Consider the following 19,903-nt stretch of genomic DNA (forward strand, 5'->3'; position numbering starts at 1 on the left):
GCACTGGATTATCCTGCCGCTACTGGCTGAGTTGCGCCCTTGCCTCGCTCACCGCGGTGATCGGAATTCCGTCCGGCACCAGAAAATTCACCAGCGGCGGATGCACGACGCCGGTCAGCACAACCTTGGCGGTGCGGCCGTCAGCCGTTCCGGTCTCAGAGTCAACGGCCAGACCAGGAAGCCGTTCTGCGGCGTCCGTCAGCGACAGATAACGGTTCACCTCGGCCTGGACCGCTACCGGGGCCAGCACAGCCGCCGGTCCCTCCCCCGGCGCGGCAACATCCCCCAGCGAAAAAGTGTCGGCGGCCGCGAGCGCGGCTCCGTCCGCTGCGGAGAGCAGTTTCTTGTGTCCCAGATAGAGGGCAGAGGCGCCCATGACCACCGACACCACCAGCAGGCTCACCAGCATGTATCCGATGATCAGAACGCCGATTTGGCCTTCCTCTCCCCGAAGAAGGAACCGTTGGCTACCCGTTGGTGCGGCAGCATCCGCAGTTCTCCTCATCCGTAGCGCTCCACTATCTGGGTGGACGACGAGTCCACAGTCACGGGCGCAAAATCCATTCCCGGAACTCCCGGTGCCAGCGGCAGGGGAACGTCAAAGCGCACCAAAGCGGTCACCGTCGACCCCGCTGCCAGGCATTCTGCCGAACAGGAAATGTCCAACAGCATTTCCTCCGGCTCGAACCCGAAATCAGTGAACGCCAGCTCAGCCGCCGCCCTGGCCCGCTGTTCGCCGCTGACCGGGTCCTCCGCATCCACGTACACCCTCGCAGCCGCTTCAGCAGCGCCCACTGCGGCAAACGCTGCGCCCTGGACCTGCCCGGCCGTGACGATGAGATAGACCACGGGCACCAGCAGCACCAATCCGAGGAAGATGAACTCCACCACCGCGCTGCCTTCTTCACCGCTGCCGGCTGCGGCGTAGATCTGCTGCGGCTCCCTCCTACCCCCAGAATCCATGACCGGTCACCTCCAACCCGTCACTCGGGCCCAGGAAACCGATCACGGGAAGCGGAGCCCGAACCGTGACCTGCAGCGTCCGGACGCCGCTGACCGTCGTTTCCTCGTACGTCACGTTTTCCGCCAGCGAGTCATTCAGTGCAAGTCCGATCAGTTCTGCGGTGCGCTGCGCGCCGTCGGCCGGGGTGCGGTCAGCCAGCGTGCCGTACCGTGCGCCGGAAGCCGCTGCGTCAATCAGCGTATTGCGCACATGCAGGACCAGGGCCAGCTGGATGATCGACATGAACAGCAGAGTCACCAGGGCGCCCACCATGACAAAGTCCACTACGGCTGATCCTGACTCCCGGCTGTGGGCGCCGGGAGGCGAGACCGTCAGGGGTTGACCTTGGCGATCGCCGCGTTGAACATGTTGCGGAGGGCATCTTCTGCCAGAAACAGGATCATAGCGACCAGCGTGGCCGACATCAGGGTGATCATGACCCAGCCGGGGACGTCGCCGCGTTCGCGGTCCTCGCTCCTGAGCGTCTGTCCGAGACGTACGATCAGCGAGGTGCCGAGCAGAAGCAGGAGCCGCGGTGCGTGAATGGTGCGCATGGGATGTTCCTTTCATTGGGGTTGTCCTAGAGTCCGATTCCCAGGAGGGAAAGACCGGGGAAAATCGAGAAGAGCACTGTCAGCGGAAGGACCCCGAAAACCAAGGGGATCATCATCGCGATCTCCTTCTTGCCGGCGCTTTCCATGAGTTCGCGTTTGGCCAGGTCCCGCACGTCCTGGGACTGTGCCCGCATGACGTCCGCCAGAGGGGTGCCGCGTTCGATCGCCACAGTCAAGCCGTCCACAAACCGGGACAGCGGTGCGAGCCGGACCCGGTCCGAGAAATGCTGCAGCGCGTTGGTCAGGGGCACTCCGGAACGGGTTTCACCGAGGATGCGGGCAAACTCCCCGGCCAGTTCACCGTGGGCTGTGCGGGCGATCCGCTCAAGGGCGCCGTTGGCGCTTTCTCCGGCGCCCACGGCAAGGGCCATCATCTCCGCCAGGCTGGGAAACTCGGCGAGCATACGGGTCTCGCGGCTCGAAATCTGGGAGCTCAACCGGTAGTCGCGGAGGACGAACCCCAGGACCGCCCCCATGACGGTGCCGAAAATGACACCGGCCACGCCTAACCGGTCCATGCTGGCCAACCACACCGAAGCCACGCCGCCGCACAGGAAACCTCCGCCTGTCCACACCACCTGTTCGGCCCGGAAATCCAGCACGCTCAGGCCCTGCCCAGCGCGTTCCAGACGGCGTTCAAGGTCCCGGGTGACCGGGTTGATCCGGTTGAGCCGGCGAACTGCCAGGTGCAGGGCCGGACGCAGGATCCGCTGCAGCGGGCCGAACGGTGTGAGGTCGCCTGCCGGCACAATCAGGAGGCGGGATCCCTGGCCGCCCGTGCGCAGCTGCGGAGCAATCCGTTCGCTGAATGTCACGGGCCGGAGCCAGGGCACCCGCAGGACGGCAAACCAGAGGGAGGCCCCTAGGGAGATACCCAAGGCGACCGCCAGGAACCACGGCGCGCTCACCGCAGCACCCGCTCTTCTTCGGGGAGCGCCCCGATTCGAAGCATGAGCCGGTAGCAGATCACGGAAATGACAATGCCGGCCGCCAGCACGGTTGCCCCGCCGGCAGTGTTGTAGGCGGCAACGGCTTCCGGACGGGCGGCAAGCAGAATCAGCACGATCCATGGGGCGGCGACGGCGAGCCGTGCAGCGTTGACTGTCCAGGACTGGCGGGCCAGAAGTTCGCTGCGGGTTCTCGCGTTGTCCCGCAGGAACTCGTTCAGGGTGCCGAGCAGACGTCCAAGGTCTGAGCCTCCCACCTCGCGGGTGAGGCGCAGTGCTTCGACGATGCGGTCTGCCACCGGATCCGCCAAGGTGGCTTTCAGCCGTGTCAGGGAGTGATCGAACTGTCCTCCGGATCGGTAATCTGCTGCAAACTCACGGAAAGGCTGCCTCAGCTCTTCCGGACCGTTCTCCCCCAGCTGGATCAACGCCTCCGGCAGGGACAACCCGGCCCGGATGGCTGACCGCAGGTGATCCACGGCGTCCGGCCACAATTCCGCACGTGAGGTTCGCTGCTTCCGCGCCTGCCAACGGATCAGGAAGAGCGGCACACCGGCACCGAACAGGCCAAAGCAGGCGGCAATGGGTACGGCGCCTGTGCCGGCCAGCACCAGCAGCGCGACCAGCAGTCCGGCGGCGACGCTGGACCCTACTACTGCCCGCGGAGTTACCCGCTGGATTCCTGCCTGCAGCAGTTCATCCTCCAGCCGTCTGCTCCGCGGGCGCCGGGCCGGCACGGGCGGAACCACCCAGAAGGACCGCCATACCAGGAACAGTCCAAGGCCCAGCAGCAGTCCCGCCGCGGCGCTCATGGCCGCACTTCCAGCAATTCGGCCACGTTGTAGCCGGCGCGGGCGAATTTCTCCGGTGCCGGCATGGACGCGGCCGTCACTTCCAGCCGCCCGTCGGTCCGCTGGAAAATGGATGACGCTTCAATCACGCCGTTCTCCACCCTGTTGCCCAGCGCCATGATCTCCACTACCTGGCGCTTACCGGCAGCGTTGCGGGCACAATGGATGACCAGATCAATGCAGGATGCCACGGTGGGCACCACGAAGGCACTGGAAATGTTGGCTCCGGCCAACAACGGCAGCGTACAGATTTTCGTGATCGCGTCATGGGCGCTGTTCGCATGGACACTGCACATTCCGGGCAGACCCGAGTTCAGCGCGATCAGCATGTCCAGGCTTTCGGCTTCCCGAACCTCACCAACAATGAGGCGGTCCGGGCGCATGCGCAGAGCTTCTTTGACGAGTCTGCGCAAGGGGATTTCTCCGACACCTTCCAGGTTGGACTGCCGGCACTGCAGCCCCACCACGTCCCGCAGCGGCAGCTGCAGCTCGAAGATTTCCTCAACCGTGACGACACGTTCCCGTGGGCCGATGGAAGCGCCCAGGCAGTTCAGCATGGTGGTCTTCCCGGCCTGCGTTGCTCCGGACACCAGGACATTCAGGCCGCTGGCAACTGCGGCACCCAGGAACCTTGCCGCCTGCGGTGTCAGGGTCCCCAGTTCCACCAAATGTTCCAGCCGGCTGGCGCGGGCAATGAATTTGCGGATGTTGACCGCCCAGTGACGCCGGGTAATGTCCGGGATCACCACGTGCAGGCGTGAGCCGTCCGGCAATGATGCATCAACAAACGGGGAGGAAAGATCCAGTCTGCGGCCTGAACTCTTGAGCATTCGTTCCACGAGGTCCCGCACCTGGTCCGCGGACAGGACCAGAGAGGTCAGCTCCGACCGCCCGTCACGTGCCGCATAGATCTCAGTGGGTGAATTGATCCAGACTTCCTCCACCGTGGGGTCATCCAGCAACGGCTGAAGGGCTCCGAACCCGGCTACGGCGTCAAAGACGCGGCGGCGGGCGGGCTCCAATGCGCCCAGCGGTGGCAGCGAACCGAGGAGGGAACGCTCGTCGTAATCGGTAACCGCGTCCTCGACCAGGCGCCGTACCTCCGCGAGCTGGCTGGCGGGGTCAAGGCCGCGCAGACGGATCAGTTCCCGGACCTCATCCTCCACAATTGCAACGGCGTCCACTAGCTTCCCCCGGACTAAGCACGGAAAGGACGGATGTTGCCATCCTTGCCGTGAGACTGGTGCAGCCTGGTTGCGGCCACGGAGGTCAGATTAGGAGACTCACTGTCCAGAAACGAGAGTGTTTTCATAACTGTGGATAAGCAGGTAGTTCATACCCGGGACCCGTTCCGGAGGCTGGAGCATTGCCCGGGTAGAAGCCCGCTCCTACCCTTGAATCACTCCCAGTGGGATTCTGACGCCGGAAAGGAGGGATCCCTGGCATGCCTGCCGTCGATATCCTGTTGCCCTATTACGGTGACGTGGACCTTATGAAGGCCGCAGTGGGCAGCGTGTTTGCGCAGACCCGCGAGGACTGGCTCCTGACAGTGCTGGACGACGCCTACCCGGACCCGGAGCCGCAGCGCTGGTTCGCGTCGCTGGAGGATCCGCGCGTCACCTATCTGCGCAACGAAACCAACCTCGGCGCCAATGGTAACTACCGGAAGGCCCTGGACATGGCCCAGGCCCCGGTGGTCGTTATCATGGGGGCCGACGACGTCATGCTGCCGTCCTATCTGGAGCACGTTACGGCCCTCCTCGACGAGTATCCGGAAGCCTCAGTGGCACAGCCGGGCGTGGAGATCATCGACGGCACGGGACATCGGGCGAAGACTCTGACCGACTCGGTGAAGTCCCTGACCGCCCCCTCCGGTCCGTATCCGGCGCTGGTTGGCGGTGAGCGGATGGCCGCCAGCCTCCTGCGGGCCGGCTGGCACTATTTCCCCGCCCTGGCCTGGCGCCGGGAAGCCATAGCGCATTTTGGGTTCCGCCCCGAGTTTGACGTAGTTCAGGACCTCGCGCTCCTGATGGACATCGCCGCCGCCGGCGGATCCATAGTGGTGGACGGCCCGGTTTCCTTCCAGTACCGGCGCCATGCATCTTCGGACTCTTCTGTGCGGGCAGCAGACGGACGACGCTTCGACGAAGAGCGCCGGTACTTTCGGGAACAAACCAACCGATTCCGGGACCTGGGCTGGCCTCGTGCAGAACGGGCGGCCCGCTTCCACTGGACTTCAAGACTGAACGCCCTGACGGTGCTTCTGGCGTCCCTGCGGCATCCCTCCGTGCGCACGGCACAGAACATGACCCGCCACATCGTGGGATGACGACGGCGGCTTAAGGCGGCGCTACCGGGCCGGGTAGCCGGGAGCAGCAGGAAGATGGAAGTACTCCTCCAGCGTGCTGACACCTGATGAGTGAACGGCGAAGGCCAGGTCGACACCCACGAAACGCAGGTGCCACGGCTCATAGGCATAGCCGGTCACGGCAGAGGCTCCGGCAGGGTACCGGACGATAAACCCAAACCGATGGGCATTTTCTGCCGCCCACGCCCCGGCCGGGGTGTCTGCAAAGCAGGCCTGCAAAGAGCAGGCGCCATCCGCGGCGGCAATGTCCACGGCCAGTCCGGTCTGGTGCTCGCTGTAGCCCGGCCGGGCGGAGATGGCATCTGCCTGTTCCTGGCCGTACTGCGAGGTGTAGCCGCTGTACAGCGCTGACTGTGTCTCGAAGGGACGGTAGCCGCTGATGGCCCGGACCGTCACTCCGTCGGCGGCCGCCGCCTGCTGCAGGAGCATCAGCGCTTCCGCCGGTTCAGCGCGCAGAAGCTGTCCGTCGACGCTCAGGAGATCCTCCGGAGCATAATCTTCCGGCTCCAGCGGGCGTTCTTTGTTGACGACGACGGCGGTGTTCTTCGGGTTGTCGATGTCCAGGTCCACTGTGGCCGGCTCGGCAGGACGCCACGAAATGGTGCCGCGCTGGAAGCTTTGCGAACAGGTACCGGCGCTGCAGGCCGGGCCGGCAACCGGATAACCCAGCGGGCCGTTCTCGAAGGAATACGTGGCCCAGGCCTCGCGGATGGCTCCCCACGAGGGCTGGGCGCCCGTGGCCGGGGACCACACAATTCCGCCGTGTTCATAGTTGCGGTAACAGCCGCCGTCGCGCAGGCCGCAGGTCTCTGCCCCCGTGGGCCTGCCGAGCCCGCTGTCCGTTCCGCCCAACCGCTGATACTCCCGGTCGATGGCTGTTTCTGCCCGCTCAGCGCCTGTTTGGGCTGCCGGTGAAGCGACGGCGGCAGGAGCTCCGCCCAGAATCAGGACCAGGGCACAGACCGCTGCGGACAGGACCGAGAACCTCGGTCCTGTCCGGGCGGTCACTGGTGTCTTAGCCGTGGCGCGGTCCCTGCAGGCCGTCACCGTGATGAGGCGCCGGAGAAGTTCCGTCCGCAGTCCCGTCCTGGCCGGACGGCACAGACAGGGCGTCGACACGGGCGGTGAGCTTGTCCAGGGCGGCTCGAAGGATGGCTGCCTCTTCGGCCAGCGCTCTCGTTTCGTCCTCGACCACCGAAATTTCCAGAGACAGGTGCAGGCACACGCCCAGGACCAGGAAGATCGCCAGGGTAAAGAGGAGGTTGGCCGGAATAGCGAACCCTGCCAGATCGGATGCCCAGCCCAGGAGTTGCGGGAACCCTGCCAGGACGATGATCAGCAGGCCGACAATGACCCACAGGACAGCGTATTTTTCTTTCAGCTTGCGCTGGCGCAGAAGCAGGACCACCCAGCAGACCACAGCCAGGGCAAGGAGGAACGGTAAGAGGGTGGTGGTCATTTCGCTGCGCTCCGGTCGGTTCCCACGCTGGTCTTCTTGCGTGACATGGCAATGAGCAGGGCGAAGCCGCTGCGTGCCAGGTAGATGGCCGCCTTGGCCGGGTTGTGGCTGGGCTGCCCGCCCTGGCGGGGCCGCATTTCCACCGGCACCTGGGTAACGGTCAGTCCGGACCGGACGGCAACAACCAATGAATCAATCGTGTCACCCAGGTACTCGGCCGGATAATGCTCACAGTACTGGTCGATGGCTCGCGCGTTGCCCGCGCGGAATCCGGACGTGACGTCGGTGAGGCGGGTTTTGGCGATCTTGGAGATGGACCATCCGAGAAATGACATGGCCCATTTCCGCGGGCCGCGCACTTCGTAGCTGCCCTTGTCCGCAAACCGCGCTCCGATGGAGATGTCCGCGTGCTGCAGCCCGTCTACAACGTTGATCAGGTCCTTGGGATCATGCTGGCCGTCTGCATCGACCTGGATGACCCGCTCATAACCGTGCCTCTTGGCATATTTGAAGCCGGCCCGCATGGCTCCGCCCACGCCGAGGTTGAACGGCAGCCGCAGCACGGTAGCGCCTGCTGCTTCAGCGATATCGGCTGTGCCGTCGGAGGAACCGTCATCGACGACGAGGACGTCCGCGTTGGGGACGGCACCCAGGACTTCCGTCACTGTGTTGCCGACGGACTCTGACTCGTTCCACGCCGGCATGATGACCAAAATACGGTCTTCAACGATAGGGAGCCCGAGCCCGTCCAAGGCTGTCTCGTGCATATTGTGCCCGCTCAGTGGTTCCAACTCCTACGTAGTGCTGAAAGTGTGGTGCTTCCCCGCTGTGTTCCGGGAAAATATCGGCGTCCCCTACTAAAGTATCGCAGGCCCGCTGCATCGTGCAGATCGGGCGTCCCCGGAACGTGCTGCAACGATCGACTACGGACCCGCTGCACCGGCGCCTGGACGCGCCGGCGACCGGTGCCGCTGACCCGTAATGCCGGGATTCACCGCACCAAAGGCTAGAATTGGTCGCGGCCCTATGGCTCACCGTCTACGCCCCGGAGGCTCCTACATGGACTGGCTTAGCGCCGCACCCGCCCTAATGATCGCCCTGCTGATCCTGGTTATCCCCGGATTTGCCGTGGGGCTGGTGCTTCGCATCCGGACCTTCGACGCAATCGCGCTGGCGCCCCTGATTACGGTCACCCTCATCAGCGTCTCGGCCATTGTAGCGTCCATGATCGGTCTTCCCTGGAACGTTGGCGTCCTTGCTGCCGCCACCATTGCCGCCCTGTTGATCGCCTTCCTTTTCCGGCTGGCAGAGCGCCGCCTGCGGCCCGAGCCCCTCCCCCGGCAGGGAACTCCGTTTTCCCGCGAACTGCAGTATGCCGGCGCTGCCCTGATAGCCTTCCTGCTCATTGGCTGGCAGGTTGCCCGTGTTATCGGCGTGCCGGAGAACTTCTCCCAGACCTTTGACAACAACTTCCATTTGAACGCAGTGCGCTATGTGCTGGAAACTGCCGACGCGTCTTCGCTGACGCTGAATTCAATGACCTCCGGGGATCAGCCTGCAACGTTCTATCCCGCTGCCTGGCACGGGTTGACTGCACTGGTGATCCAGTTGTCGGGTGCGCCCCTCACGGTGGGCGTCAGCGCTGTGAGTATTGCCATAGCCGCTGCAGTCTGGCCGCTGAGCCTCCTCTTCGCCGTCCGCCAGCTCACCCGGCTGGTTCCCGCAGCAGTCCTTGGCGCCGGAGTTCTTGCCGGCAGCTTCGCCGCGTTCCCTCTTCTGCTGCTGGACTTCGGTGTCCTTTATCCCAACCTCCTGTCGCTGGCGATGGTCCCGGCGGGGCTGGCGCTGGGCGCCATCGTGCTGAAGCAGGCCCCTGCAGCGATGCTGGATGCGCCGCGCGCCTGGCTGCTGGCTGCGCTGTCGCTGCCCGGCATCGCCGTCTCCCACCCCAACGGCATCATGACGCTGATCGCTCTGGCGCTGCCGGTCCTGATCTCGGCTTACGTTTTCCGCCTCCGGGACCTGGTGATCTCCAAGGCTTCACCCGTCCACTACGTCCTTCCAACGGTTCTGTTCGCCGCCGCGTGGGGCATCATCATCGTGTTGTGGAACCTCGTCCGTCCCGCCCCCGAGGACGCGTTCTGGGGCAACGTACAAACGGTTCCCCGCGCCGTGGGTGAGGCACTCCTGTTGGGCCCCCTCGGCGCGCCGGCCGCCTGGACGGCCAGCATCCTCGTGATCGTGGGTATCGTGGCCTGCTTCCGGCAGCCGCGCCTGCTGTGGGTGGCCGGCTCGTTTGCGGTTGCCGTTGCCCTATTTGCGGTGTCCTCCGGTACTCCCATCTCGGACACCCGCATGTTCCTGACCGGCGTCTGGTACAACGACTCCCAGCGGCTCGCTGCTGTCCTCCCGCTCGCCGCCGCTCCGCTGGCCGTGCTGGGACTGAACCTTATTCTCAAGCCGCTCACCGCGTTCACTGGGACTGCCATCGGCCGCAGCCGGATGAGCGGAACTACCGCGGCTGCAACGTCTGCAGTCTTTGCCGTAGTTCCCGCGCTGATGCTCTTCCCCCTGACCCAGGGCAACAGCATGGACACCGAAATTGCCAAGGCACGCGTCAATTACATCCCCACCGACATGGCTTCCCTGCTCACCAATGATGAGCTGGAAATGATTGACGAGCTGGACGAGCTCACTCCCGAGGACGCGGTCATCGCCGTCAACCCCTGGACAGGCGGAGCACTGGCGTATGCCCTTGGCGACCGTGAAACCACGCACAAGCACATTTTCTCCACCAGCACCCCGGAGCTGGAGATCATCGATGCCAGCCTTAAGGACGCCGGAGACACCCCGGGCGTCTGCGAAGCAGTTGAAGCGACCGGTGTGGGGTATGTCCTGGACTTCGGTGACCAGGAGGTCCACGGCGGCGACCACCCCTACCCCGGACTGGATGACCTGGAAACCGACGATGACTTCAAGCTGATCAGCAGCGTCGGTGACGTCCGGCTCTACGAATTCGTCGGCTGCTGACTCTGCCCGCACAGAGCTGGCACCTGCAAAGAACGACGGCGGCCGTCCCCCTTGGGGCGGCCGCCGTCGTTTCAGGTATTCGGACGGGGCGGATCAGCTGCCGAACGCGTGCCGCAGCAGAATCGGAACCGCACGGGTGTTCCCCGAGCGCAGGGCTCCGGGAACCAAGACAAGAGCGTGCGCACGGGAGGTGAGGTGCAGCCGCGCGGCCCGCCGGGTCCGGGACCACCCCTTGTCTGCCGTCAGGCTGGCTGCAAGGGAGAAGAACCGGCGCTCCCCCTCGAACCGGCTGCCGTCCACCAGTTCCAGTGAAGACGCACTGGAACTATGGCGGCGGTAACAAAATACGGGGTCCGGAAGCACCATCAGGTCTTCGCCGTCCATGACCAGGTCCAGAATGAGGGCGAGGTCCTGAATCACGGAAAAATCGTCACGGAAATCATGGGTTTGGACGGCGTCCCGCCGGAAGGCCAAAGACGGCCAGTACAGCCAGTTTCCATGCATCAGTCCCGCCATCAGGCGGTCCCCGTGGAGCATACGGACGGGCGGGGTCCGCGGCCGAAGCATCTTCTGCTTGACGCTGTCCGCCAGCGTGGCGGACGGTTTACCGTGCTCATCCACCACCTGGACTCCGGGCTGAATGATCCCGACCCGTGGAGCCGCCCGGTGAGCCGCCATCACCGTCTCGACGTAGCCGGGCAGCATGAAGTCGTCGCATCCCATAATGACCAGCCGCGGCTCGGTGGCCATCTGCACGCACCGGCGGAAATTCTCGGTGATGCCGCAGTTTTCCGGATTGCGGATGTACCGGATCCGCGGTTCCTCCGCCAGCCCGGCAAAGTACTCGTCAACGGCGCGGTCCGGGTAATCATCGTTGATAACGGTCAGGCGCCAATGGGGGCTTGTCTGGCCGCGCACACTCTCCACCGCGGTCCGCAAATAGCCAAGGTCTCCCCAGAACGGGATGTAAATGCCCAGCACTTCCGGCTCGGCGGTCATGATTCTTCTCCCAAATCCCGGACATAGCTCTCCAGGCGCTTGGCCGCGGCCTCGGGCACAAACCCGGCCGCCTCAAGTTTGCCCAGGTCCAGGGTGGAGAGCAGCGGCCGCGGAGCCACGCCCTCCTTGCCCGCGAAGTACTCCGCCGTGGACACACCCGTCACGGACTCCGGTGCCGCCTCGCAGAGGCGGAACACCTCCCGTGCAATCTCCGCCCAGGAACCAGCGGGCCCTGTGTTCGTGAGGTTGTACGTACCGTACGGGGCACCGGATTCCAGCAGATGCCGGATACCCGCGGCCAGGTCCTCGGTGAACGTGAGCCGGCCGATCTGGTCATCCACCACTGACGGTGTAATCCCCCGGGCGGCCAGGGAGGCCATGGTCTTCACGAAGTTGCTGCCGTCCCCGATCACCCAGGACGTGCGGACAATATAGTGCGCCGGAACGGCCCCCGCCGCGGTGTCCCCGGCGGCCTTGGACTGCCCGTACACGCCCAGCGGCGAGAACGGTTCATCCTCGCGGTGCGGCTCAACAGTGCCGTCGAAAACATAGTCCGAGGAAACCTGCACCAGCGTGATCCGGTGCTCCACGGCAACCCGGGCCAGCCGGGCCACGGCTTCGGCATTGATGGCCCAGGCCGCCGCCCTGCCCTCGGCTGTTTCAGCGGTGTCCACGGCCGTGTACGCGGCCGCGTTGATCACCGCTGAGTAATTCTTCCAGTTCCGTGACGCGAAGGACGCGGGATCGGTGAGGTCAAAGTCGGTGCGGGCAGCGAACTCAACGTTCCCGGCGCCGTCGTACTCAGCGCGCAGGGCACGGCCCAGCTGTCCGTCCGCCCCCAGGACCAGGATCTTCTTCGGCGGCATCGGCACCACATCGGCCAGCCGCGGATGGGCCTTGTCCTTGTCCGAGAGCTCCGCCTTTTCCAGCGGGATCGGCCACTGGATGGCCGCGGTCTCGTCAGCGAGGTTCAGGAACGTGTACTGCCCCTGGGCACCGGCGCTCCAGTGGTCATTGACCAGGTACGTGTAGGCGGTGTTGTCCTCCAGGGTCTGGAAGGCGTTGCCCACCCCGCGCGGGATGAAGATGGCCGTATCCGGGCCCATCTCGGCGGTGAAGACCGTGCCGAAGGACGGGCCCTCGCGCAGGTCCACCCACGCGCCGAAGATTCGGCCGGTGGCCACGGAAATGTACTTGTCCCAGGGCTCGGCGTGGATGCCGCGGGTGGTGCCGGCCTTTTCGTTGAAGGAAATGTTGTTCTGCACCGGTCCGAAGTCTTCCAGCCCCAGCGCAAGCATCTTTTCCCGCTGCCAGTTTTCCTTGAACCAGCCGCGGTTGTCGCCGTGGACCGGGAGGTCATACAGGACGACGCCGGGAATGGGCGTGGGGCGGGCAGCCAGCGGCTTGGAGAATTCTACGGTCATGGCGTTACTGGCCCTGGACCTTGTACTTGGCTTCGGTGACGTCCTTCTGGGGCCGCCACCATTGCTCGTGTTCCCGGTACCAGGCGATGGTGTCCGCCAGTCCCTGCTCAAAATTGGAGAATTGCGGAGCCCAGCCCAGCTCGGAGCGCAGCTTGGAGGAATCAATGGCGTAGCGCAGGTCATGTCCGGGCCGGTCAATGACCTGGTCATAGGCGTCCGCGGGCAGCCCCATGTGCGTCAGGATCAGTTCCACGACTTCCTTGTTGTTCTTCTCCCCGTCAGCGCCGATCAGGTAGGTCTGGCCGATCTCGCCCTTTTCAATGATGGTCAGCACGGCCGAGGAATGGTCGTTGGCGTGGATCCAGTCCCGCACGTTCTCCCCGGCACCGTAGAGCTTGGGCCGCACGCCGTCGATCACGTTGGTGATCTGGCGGGGAATGAACTTTTCCACGTGCTGGTACGGGCCGTAGTTGTTGGAGCAGTTGCTGATGGTGGCCTGCAGCCCGAAGGACCGGACCCAGGCGCGCACCAGCAGGTCCGAGCCGGCCTTCGTGGAGGAATACGGGCTGGAGGGGTTGTACGGGGTGGCTTCGGTGAACCGTGCCGGGTCATCCAGTTCCAGGTCGCCGTAGACCTCGTCCGTGGAGATGTGGTGGAACCGGGTGCCGTGCTTGCGGGCCGCTTCGATCAGCGTGTAGGTGCCGATGATGTTCGTGTCCAGGAACGGGCGCGGGTCATGCAGCGAATTGTCGTTGTGGGACTCAGCGGCGTAGTGCACCACGACGTCGGCCTCAGCCACCAGCGGATCCACCAGGGCGGCATCGCAGATATCGCCCACAACCAGGGTGAACCGTGCCGGGTCCAGGCCCTGCAGGGAGGCACGGTTGCCGGCATAGGTGAGCTTGTCCAGCACCGTAACCTGCGCATCGGTGTGCTCGAGTACGTAATGGACAAAGTTAGACCCAATAAAACCGGCTCCGCCGGTCACCAGAAGTTTCTGCATGATTTTAACCCTACCTGCCCGTCAGGGCGCCGTTGTCCGAGTCTGTACAGGCCTGCAGTCCTCGCTCAGGGGGCTGCAGTGCTGCGCTTTGTGCCGCCGGCGGCACCGGACGCGGGCGCTGAGCGAACGATGACCCACAGGTGCACCGCGATGCCGCAGAGCGGACCCGCGGCAAGGCTGATAATCGTCCGTGTCTCGATATCCAGCGGCAGCCACAGCAGGGCAAAGGACACCACGCAGGCTGTAACCCAGCCCAGCGAGTAGGCACGGTGCCGGTTACTGGCGATGGTCAGCGCACCGGTCAGGGTGAGCAGCGCCAGGAATCCGGCGTCGAACGTCAGTGCAGCCAGCACCGCCGGGGACATGTCATAGTGTTCGCCGAAGAAGGCCACCATGAGCCAGGGGCCAAGAAGCCACGCCGCCGCAGCACCCACCACGGCGACTCCTATCACCAAACCGAAAATGGGAGCCACTGCTTTCAGCCCCTCCGATCGCCGGGACATGAAGTGGGTGATGGCGACGCCCTGGTAAGCCTGCAGCGGGATCATAAGCGGTGCCCGAGTCAGCGACAGCGCCATCAGGAGGGCAGCAGATTCCAGATACACGGAATCCGTGGTGGTCAGGCGCAGCAGGACGGGAAACCCAACCACCAGTGACGCACTGGCCGCCGCGGCCATGCAGGCATGCCACACGGTGCGCAGGTAGGGCCGCAGGCTCGTATCGGAGCGCTGCAGGAAGGCTCTGCGGCTTTGGGGTGAGAGGAGCATAAACAGCAGCCAGGCAGCGGTGCCCGCGGCGGTTGCCCAGGCCAGTCCCGCTACCGTTGCCCCGATCAGCACCACCATAACCAGGACGGCGAGACGGACCGCTGACTCGGAGGCAATCATTCTCGAATAAGTCCCCCAGCGTCCCAGCCCGCCGAACTGACCCATCATGACAGCATGGCCGGCGTAAAACACTGCGGTCACACAGACCACCGGGACGAGTGCGGCGGCGTAGGTGCCAAAGACCGGCGGTGCCCACAGAGGGGACGCTGCGGCGAGTACAAGGCCCGTCCCCAGGCCCACAGCCAGAGCAACCGGGCCCATGCGGGGCCGGCGCCGCCCGTCAGGCGTTTCTGCCGGCACGGAACCGGAAACCTCGAGATTGCGTGCTGTCTTGGCGGCACGGGTGGTCTCGACGGCGATGCCGCCCAGCACGCCGATGACAAGGAACACCACAGACCAAAAGGTCAGGAAGGCAGCGTTGTCCTGCTTGTCCAGCGTGCGGGCCGCCACCACGATCACGACGTAACCCACGGCGGCGGAGGCCAGCGAGGCAGCTCCCACGCCGGCGGCCGAAGCCTGGCCCATGCCCTTTTCGGGAGCTTTCGGTCCGGAAGCCTTGATCGTTTTACCCAACTTGAACCTGATGTCCTTCTCACCTCGTGTCAGCAGCGCCAGCCGGCCCGGGCGGGACAGCGGCAATTATGCGGAGGTATCCGGGCAGGGATCGGCCACAGACTCACAACTCCCACCGGTCAACCTTACCGCCAGCTTCACGCCGGGCGCACCGGGACCGGTGCCCTCGCCCCTCGCCCGCAACTGCCCCACGCCACGTGCGCCGAGGGCACCGGGCAATTTTGCCGGTGCCACGGGCTGGGAGAAGATGATTCCATGCGCGGAATAATACTGGCCGGCGGCACGGGATCCCGGCTGCACCCCATCACCCATGGAATCAGCAAGCAGCTTGTCCCTGTCTACGACAAGCCCATGATCTATTACCCGCTCTCCACCCTTATTCTCAGCGGCATCCGCGACATCCTCATCATCACCACCCCGTATGACGCGGATCAGTTTGAGCGGCTGCTCGGAGACGGCAGCCAGTTCGGGATCAGCATCACGTATGCCCAGCAGACCTCCCCCGACGGCCTCGCCCAGGCTTTCATCCTTGGCGAAGAACACATCGGCGATGAATCCGTGGCCCTGGTGCTTGGAGACAACATCTTTTACGGCCACGGTATGGGAACCCAGCTGCGCCGGTTTGAAAACGTGGATGGCGGTGCCATCTTCGGCTACTGGGTCCAGGACCCCACCGCCTACGGAGTCGTGGAATTCGACGCCGACGGCAAGGCACTGTCCCTGGAAGAGAAGCCCGCGCACCCCAAGAGTAACTACGCGGTTCCCGGCCTGTACTTCTATGACAACGACGTCGTGGAAATCGCCAAGTCCCTCAAGCCCTCTCCCCGCGGCGAACTGGAAATCACCGACGTGAACCGGGTCTATCTGGAACGCGGGAAGCTGCGGGTAGACATCCTGCCCCGCGGTACCGCCTGGCTGGACACCGGCACGTTCGATTCCCTCAATGACGCTTCCAACTTCATCCGCACCGTGGAAAGCCGGCAGGGCCTGAAGATCGGTTCGCCCGAGGAAGTTGCCTGGCGGCTCGGGTTCCTTTCGGACGATGAGCTGCGCAAGCGGGCGGAGCCGCTGATAAAGAGCGGCTATGGAGACTATCTGCTCTCCCTGCTCGAGTCGGGCAAGAAGTAAGGCGCTTCCACCACAACCGGCGCAGCAAAAAAAGGGCGGACCCTGCGGGTCCGCCCTTTTTGCTGTCTGCCGGTTTCCTATCCCTGGCCGCGCAGGCGGGCGACGACGTCGATAACCGGGCCGTCCATGACGACCTGGCCATGTTCAAGCAGTACGCCGCGTTCACAGATCTTGGACACCAGGTCCAGGTCGTGGCTCACGACAACAAGGGTCTTGCCCTCATCAGCGAGCTCACGGATCTTGGCAATGCACTTCTTTTGGAACGGTTCGTCTCCCACGGCGAGGATTTCATCGACGAGGAAAACCTCGGGGTTGGTATGCACCGCCACCGAGAAGGCCAGCCGGAGATACATGCCCGAGGAGTAGAACTTCACTTCGGTATCAATGAACTGGCCAATCTCCGAGAACTCAACAATCGAGTCGAACTTCTCATCGATCTCCTGCTCGGTCATCCCCAGGATGGCGCCGTTCAGGTAGACATTGTCCCGGCCGCTGAGGTCGTGGTGGAAACCTGCTCCCACCTCAATGAGCCCGGCCACCCGTCCCCTGGTCCCCACGGATCCGCTGTCGGGGCGCATGACGCCGGAGATGTGCTTGAGCAGGGTGGACTTGCCGGACCCGTTCAAGCCCAGCAGTGCCACCGTCTCGCCCTGCTCAATATCGAGCGAGACACCCTTGAGCGCGTGGAACTTCTCGGACAGGTCGCCTTTTCGTCCTTTGACCAGCCAGACGAACGCTTCTTTCATGGAGCGGGTGTGCCGCAGGACGAACTGCTTGTTGATATTGCGTACTTCAATGGCATTTACCACGGTTTACAGCTCCTGCGCGAAACGGCCTTCAAGGCGACGGAAGACTAGCTGGCCCAGCAGCAGCACAGCTGCCGAAATAGCCAGGGCAACGGGAATCCACACGGAAAGCAGATGCGGCGGAATTGCCTCGGCACCGTCCGTAGTGGGAAGCCAGAACGCGTAGTGGAAGGTTTCCACGCCTACTGTGATCGGGTTCAGCTGGTAGATGTTGAAGTACGTCTCCCCCAGCTTGTCCCGCACCATAATCCAGGAATAAAGCACCGGCGAGGCCCAGGTGGCAATCATGAGGAGCATGTCCACCAGGTTCTCCGCATCGCGGAAGTAGACATTCACCGCTCCGAAAAGCAGGCCCAGACCGGTCGCAAGCAGGGTCACGATGATGAATCCTGCCGCCGCAGCCGCAAACTGCAGTAGTGATGGCCGCCAGCCGTTGAACAGGCACGCGACCACCAGGATGACTATCTGCGGCACAAAGTGCACTCCGGAAACCCACACGGAAGCCATCGGGAAAAGTTGGCGGGGAAGGTAGATCTTCTTGATCAGGCCTCCGTTGCCAACGATGGATCTGGACGCGTTGCCGAGCGCTTCGGTGAAGAAGTTGATCAGGACAATGCCGGAGAACAGGTAGATTGCGTAGTTTGGCAGGCCGTCGGGGTTCCGGTCGCTTTCCTCCAGTCCGAGGAAGACGCCCAGGGCAATGTAGAAGACCACAAACTGGACGCCGGGCTTCACATAGGACCACAGCAGCCCCAAAACCGATCCTCGGTACCGGACCTTAAGTTCCTTCGAAACCAGCAGTTTGAGCAGGAAGCGGGACCGGAAAATATCAGCCAGTCCTGCTCCCCGCCCCGGGGTTTCAAGCGCGCCGGTGGACAAGCTTACTTACTCTCTTCCGAGTGCTTTTCGAAGGTCGCTTTCCAGGCCTCCATGGACGTGATTTCCGGAAGCGCCTTGCGGTACTTCTGGCTCAGCTTGTGCCAGTCCCTCAGGATTTCTGCGTTGAGGCGTGCTCCCTCGGCCAGCAGTTTCCGCAGCTTCTTTGGATCCCGCTGGTACCACGAGGCTGCCGTGCCGTCTGCGTTGGTGACCACCGCACTGTCGTACTGCGACATGCGCCACCACCGGTTGTCGATGTGGGCAACCCGGGCCTGGGGCCGTTCGAGGTTGGACTCCGCCACCGGCTTGGTCAGCTGCCGGACAATGGTCTTGGCCGCCCAGGGCACGAGCGTGACGTAGGACGGTGCTTTGAAGCCCTGCCCGTGGCGCGGCGGTTTGACCATGCCCGGGCGGGGGAACGCCTCGGGGTCGGCTTCGAACTGTGCTTCGGAGTATTCCTTGCGCATCGCCTGGATGGCAGGAAGCCTGCTGGGCAGGATGTCGTGGAGCTGCTCCGGACCGGCGATCAGGTCCTTCAGCGCCATCACGCGCCCCTGTGCAGTGAAGTACTGCATGGAAATCAGGTGCTTGATATCAATGAAGCTGCCCTCACGCACCACCCGTCCGCCGCGTGGGTAGGGGCTGTGCAGCAGGGCGGTGATGATGCGGTTCCGGCTGTGGAAGTAGGCCTGCCAGTCCACGGCATCGTCTTTGTCAGCCCAGGTGATGTGCCAGACGGCGGCACCGGGCAGCGAGACTGTGTTGTAGCCTGCGGCCTTGGCGCGGAGGCCGTATTCGGCGTCGTCCCATTTGATGAACACGGGCAGGGAAAGCCCAATGTTGCGGATAACCTCGGTGGGGATCATGCACATCCACCAGCCGTTGTAGTCCACGTCCACCCGGCGGTGCATCCACGAGGTGGTGCGCAGGTTGGAGCGCGCGAAGTCGTGGCCGAGCACCTGTTCCTTGAAGGGATGGTCAGGCTGGAAACGGAAGACGTTCACCGTCTCGCCGAAGGTGTGCAGGACCGAGCGGTTGTACAGGTCGAACATGTGCGCCCCGACGATGGTGGGCGTCTTGCAGTGGTCAGCGAACGTCAGCATCCGGGTGATGCTCTCCGGCTCCATGACAATGTCGTCATCGAGCAGCAGTACGTAGTCGCTGCCGCTCTCGACCGCCTCGTACATGCCGCGGGCAAAGCCGCCGGAGCCACCGAGGTTGCCCTGGTGGATCATTCGCAGCTTGCCGCCAAGCGCTGCTTCGGCTTCGGCGAAGCCCTCTGCATCGACCAGCTTCTTTGTTCCCTGGTCAACGATCAGCACCTCGGCAACGTTTTCCAGTGCCTCGGGATTGTCCGCCAGAATCTTGAGGTTGTTCAGGCAGAACTCGTTCTTGTTCAGCGTGGTGATTTCCAGCGTGATTGAACCGGGTTTCTGCGCCTCGCCTTCGGCCATCCAGTTGGCTTCAACCAGGGCCATGGGCTCGGCGCCCGCCACCAGGTCAAACCAGTACCAGCCGCCGTCACCAAAGGGCTTCAGCGTGAGGTCGAAGTCGGAAACCGTGTCACCGTCCACCCTCCGGGTCTCCACGTGCTGCAGGGAGCCGCGGGCGTTGGACTTGTAGACGCTGACGGCGCCGGCGCCCTTGGTTTCCACGTGCAGGCGGACACTTTCAACGTCGGTCCAGCGGCGCCAGTAGCTCGCCGGGAACGCATTGAAGTAGGTGCCGAAGGACAGGCGCTGCCCGGGGCGGGCAATGGTGCCGGTGCGGGAGAGGAAGTCCTCAACATGCACTTCACCGCCGGATGCGGCGGCCTCGGTGCTCTGCGTCTTGGTGGACTTCATCATGGAGCCGTCCATGGTGTTGAACTGCGCACCCATGGCAGAGCCGCTGTCGACGTACAGCAGTGCCGTGTCCATTTGGCTCTGGTCCGGGAAAATAATGCGCTGCAGTGTATGCCACTGCTCCGATTCCCCGGTGGTGCCCTGCTTT

20 protein-coding genes are annotated in these 19,903 nt (G+C 64.0%); 3 read left to right on the forward strand and 17 right to left on the reverse strand.

Annotated features, from left to right (window positions below):
• Nucleotides 1–19: 19 nt before the first annotated feature.
• Genes CXR00_RS00805 through CXR00_RS00830 form a run of 7 tightly spaced genes read right to left on the reverse strand, consistent with a single transcriptional unit; the run spans nucleotide 20 to nucleotide 4,599 of the window.
• Nucleotides 20–505 carry a pilus assembly protein TadG-related protein gene (locus CXR00_RS00805; RefSeq protein WP_146067201.1) on the reverse strand — a complete coding sequence of 162 codons (486 nt, stop codon included), beginning with the start codon at nucleotides 503–505 and terminating at the stop codon, nucleotides 20–22.
• The gene (locus CXR00_RS00810; protein WP_104052520.1) at nucleotides 502–963 is read right to left on the reverse strand and encodes a hypothetical protein; all 462 of its coding nucleotides are present in this window, start codon (nucleotides 961–963) and stop codon (nucleotides 502–504) included. Before CXR00_RS00810 ends, CXR00_RS00805 begins: the two co-directional genes overlap by 4 nt.
• Entirely contained in the window at nucleotides 947–1,339 is a 393-nt protein-coding gene (locus CXR00_RS18460; RefSeq protein WP_258059929.1) for a TadE family protein, read from the reverse strand. The genes CXR00_RS00810 and CXR00_RS18460 overlap by 17 nt, the downstream gene beginning before the upstream one ends.
• Nucleotides 1,336–1,557: a hypothetical protein gene (locus tag CXR00_RS18465; protein ID WP_237687156.1), complete on the reverse strand. Its 222-nt coding sequence runs from the start codon at nucleotides 1,555–1,557 to the stop codon at nucleotides 1,336–1,338. The genes CXR00_RS18460 and CXR00_RS18465 overlap by 4 nt, the downstream gene beginning before the upstream one ends.
• 26 nt (nucleotides 1,558–1,583) lie before the next feature.
• Nucleotides 1,584–2,525: a type II secretion system F family protein gene (locus tag CXR00_RS00820; protein ID WP_104052522.1), complete on the reverse strand. Its 942-nt coding sequence runs from the start codon at nucleotides 2,523–2,525 to the stop codon at nucleotides 1,584–1,586.
• A complete protein-coding gene (locus CXR00_RS00825; protein ID WP_104052523.1) occupies nucleotides 2,522–3,376 on the reverse strand; it encodes a type II secretion system F family protein in 855 nt (284 codons plus the stop codon). The genes CXR00_RS00820 and CXR00_RS00825 overlap by 4 nt, the downstream gene beginning before the upstream one ends.
• Entirely contained in the window at nucleotides 3,373–4,599 is a 1,227-nt protein-coding gene (locus tag CXR00_RS00830) for a CpaF family protein (protein WP_104052524.1), read from the reverse strand. The genes CXR00_RS00825 and CXR00_RS00830 overlap by 4 nt, the downstream gene beginning before the upstream one ends.
• A 260-nt stretch (nucleotides 4,600–4,859) precedes the next feature.
• Here CXR00_RS00830 and CXR00_RS00835 point away from each other — a divergent pair, with 260 nt between their 5' ends.
• Complete coding sequence (locus CXR00_RS00835) at nucleotides 4,860–5,744, forward strand: glycosyltransferase family 2 protein (RefSeq protein ID WP_104052525.1); 885 nt, start codon at nucleotides 4,860–4,862, stop codon at nucleotides 5,742–5,744.
• A 21-nt stretch (nucleotides 5,745–5,765) separates the two neighbouring features.
• Here the strand turns inward: CXR00_RS00835 and CXR00_RS00840 are convergent, their stop codons facing one another.
• Genes CXR00_RS00840 through CXR00_RS00850 form a run of 3 tightly spaced genes read right to left on the reverse strand, consistent with a single transcriptional unit; the run spans nucleotide 5,766 to nucleotide 8,009 of the window.
• Complete coding sequence (locus CXR00_RS00840) at nucleotides 5,766–6,791, reverse strand: D-alanyl-D-alanine carboxypeptidase family protein (protein WP_181032443.1); 1,026 nt, start codon at nucleotides 6,789–6,791, stop codon at nucleotides 5,766–5,768.
• 7 nt (nucleotides 6,792–6,798) lie between these two features.
• On the reverse strand, nucleotides 6,799–7,242 hold the full coding sequence (locus CXR00_RS00845) for a DUF2304 domain-containing protein (RefSeq protein ID WP_104052527.1): 444 nt from the start codon (nucleotides 7,240–7,242) through the stop codon (nucleotides 6,799–6,801).
• Nucleotides 7,239–8,009: a glycosyltransferase family 2 protein gene (locus tag CXR00_RS00850; RefSeq protein ID WP_258060235.1), complete on the reverse strand. Its 771-nt coding sequence runs from the start codon at nucleotides 8,007–8,009 to the stop codon at nucleotides 7,239–7,241. Before CXR00_RS00850 ends, CXR00_RS00845 begins: the two co-directional genes overlap by 4 nt.
• Nucleotides 8,010–8,268: 259 nt before the next feature.
• On the opposite strand from CXR00_RS00850, the gene CXR00_RS00855 reads away from it, so the two are divergent.
• Nucleotides 8,269–10,272 carry a DUF6541 family protein gene (locus CXR00_RS00855; protein WP_146068436.1) on the forward strand — a complete coding sequence of 668 codons (2,004 nt, stop codon included), beginning with the start codon at nucleotides 8,269–8,271 and terminating at the stop codon, nucleotides 10,270–10,272.
• Between the two features lie 93 nt (nucleotides 10,273–10,365).
• Here the strand turns inward: CXR00_RS00855 and CXR00_RS00860 are convergent, their stop codons facing one another.
• The 4 genes from CXR00_RS00860 to CXR00_RS00875 all read right to left on the reverse strand — a co-directional run bounded on the left by CXR00_RS00860 (nucleotide 10,366) and on the right by CXR00_RS00875 (nucleotide 15,098).
• The gene (locus tag CXR00_RS00860) at nucleotides 10,366–11,271 is read right to left on the reverse strand and encodes a glycosyltransferase family 2 protein (RefSeq protein WP_104052529.1); all 906 of its coding nucleotides are present in this window, start codon (nucleotides 11,269–11,271) and stop codon (nucleotides 10,366–10,368) included.
• Entirely contained in the window at nucleotides 11,268–12,695 is a 1,428-nt protein-coding gene (locus tag CXR00_RS00865) for a bifunctional dTDP-4-dehydrorhamnose 3,5-epimerase family protein/NAD(P)-dependent oxidoreductase (RefSeq protein ID WP_104052530.1), read from the reverse strand. The genes CXR00_RS00860 and CXR00_RS00865 overlap by 4 nt, the downstream gene beginning before the upstream one ends.
• Before the next feature lie 4 nt (nucleotides 12,696–12,699).
• On the reverse strand, nucleotides 12,700–13,698 hold the full coding sequence (rfbB, locus tag CXR00_RS00870; RefSeq protein WP_104052531.1) for a dTDP-glucose 4,6-dehydratase: 999 nt from the start codon (nucleotides 13,696–13,698) through the stop codon (nucleotides 12,700–12,702).
• A 65-nt stretch (nucleotides 13,699–13,763) separates the two neighbouring features.
• A complete protein-coding gene (locus CXR00_RS00875; protein WP_146068437.1) occupies nucleotides 13,764–15,098 on the reverse strand; it encodes a hypothetical protein in 1,335 nt (444 codons plus the stop codon).
• A 255-nt stretch (nucleotides 15,099–15,353) separates the two neighbouring features.
• Here CXR00_RS00875 and rfbA point away from each other — a divergent pair, with 255 nt between their 5' ends.
• Nucleotides 15,354–16,226, forward strand: coding sequence for a glucose-1-phosphate thymidylyltransferase RfbA (gene rfbA, locus CXR00_RS00880; RefSeq protein WP_104052533.1), 873 nt, complete (start codon nucleotides 15,354–15,356; stop codon nucleotides 16,224–16,226).
• Nucleotides 16,227–16,303: 77 nt separating this feature from the next.
• On the opposite strand, the gene CXR00_RS00885 is transcribed toward rfbA, so the two are convergent.
• The 3 genes from CXR00_RS00885 to CXR00_RS00895 are packed head-to-tail and all read right to left on the reverse strand — an operon-like array spanning nucleotide 16,304 to nucleotide 19,830.
• On the reverse strand, nucleotides 16,304–17,035 hold the full coding sequence (locus CXR00_RS00885) for an ABC transporter ATP-binding protein (protein ID WP_104052534.1): 732 nt from the start codon (nucleotides 17,033–17,035) through the stop codon (nucleotides 16,304–16,306).
• A gap of 3 nt (nucleotides 17,036–17,038) precedes the next feature.
• Nucleotides 17,039–17,911 carry an ABC transporter permease gene (locus tag CXR00_RS00890; RefSeq protein ID WP_104052535.1) on the reverse strand — a complete coding sequence of 291 codons (873 nt, stop codon included), beginning with the start codon at nucleotides 17,909–17,911 and terminating at the stop codon, nucleotides 17,039–17,041.
• Nucleotides 17,912–17,913: 2 nt separating this feature from the next.
• On the reverse strand, nucleotides 17,914–19,830 hold the full coding sequence (locus tag CXR00_RS00895; protein ID WP_104053664.1) for a glycosyltransferase: 1,917 nt from the start codon (nucleotides 19,828–19,830) through the stop codon (nucleotides 17,914–17,916).
• Nucleotides 19,831–19,903 lie beyond the last annotated feature (73 nt).

It is taken from the genome of Arthrobacter sp. 9E16, assembly GCF_002929435.1.
GTDB classification, from domain to species: domain Bacteria; phylum Actinomycetota; class Actinomycetes; order Actinomycetales; family Micrococcaceae; genus Arthrobacter_B; species Arthrobacter_B sunyaminii.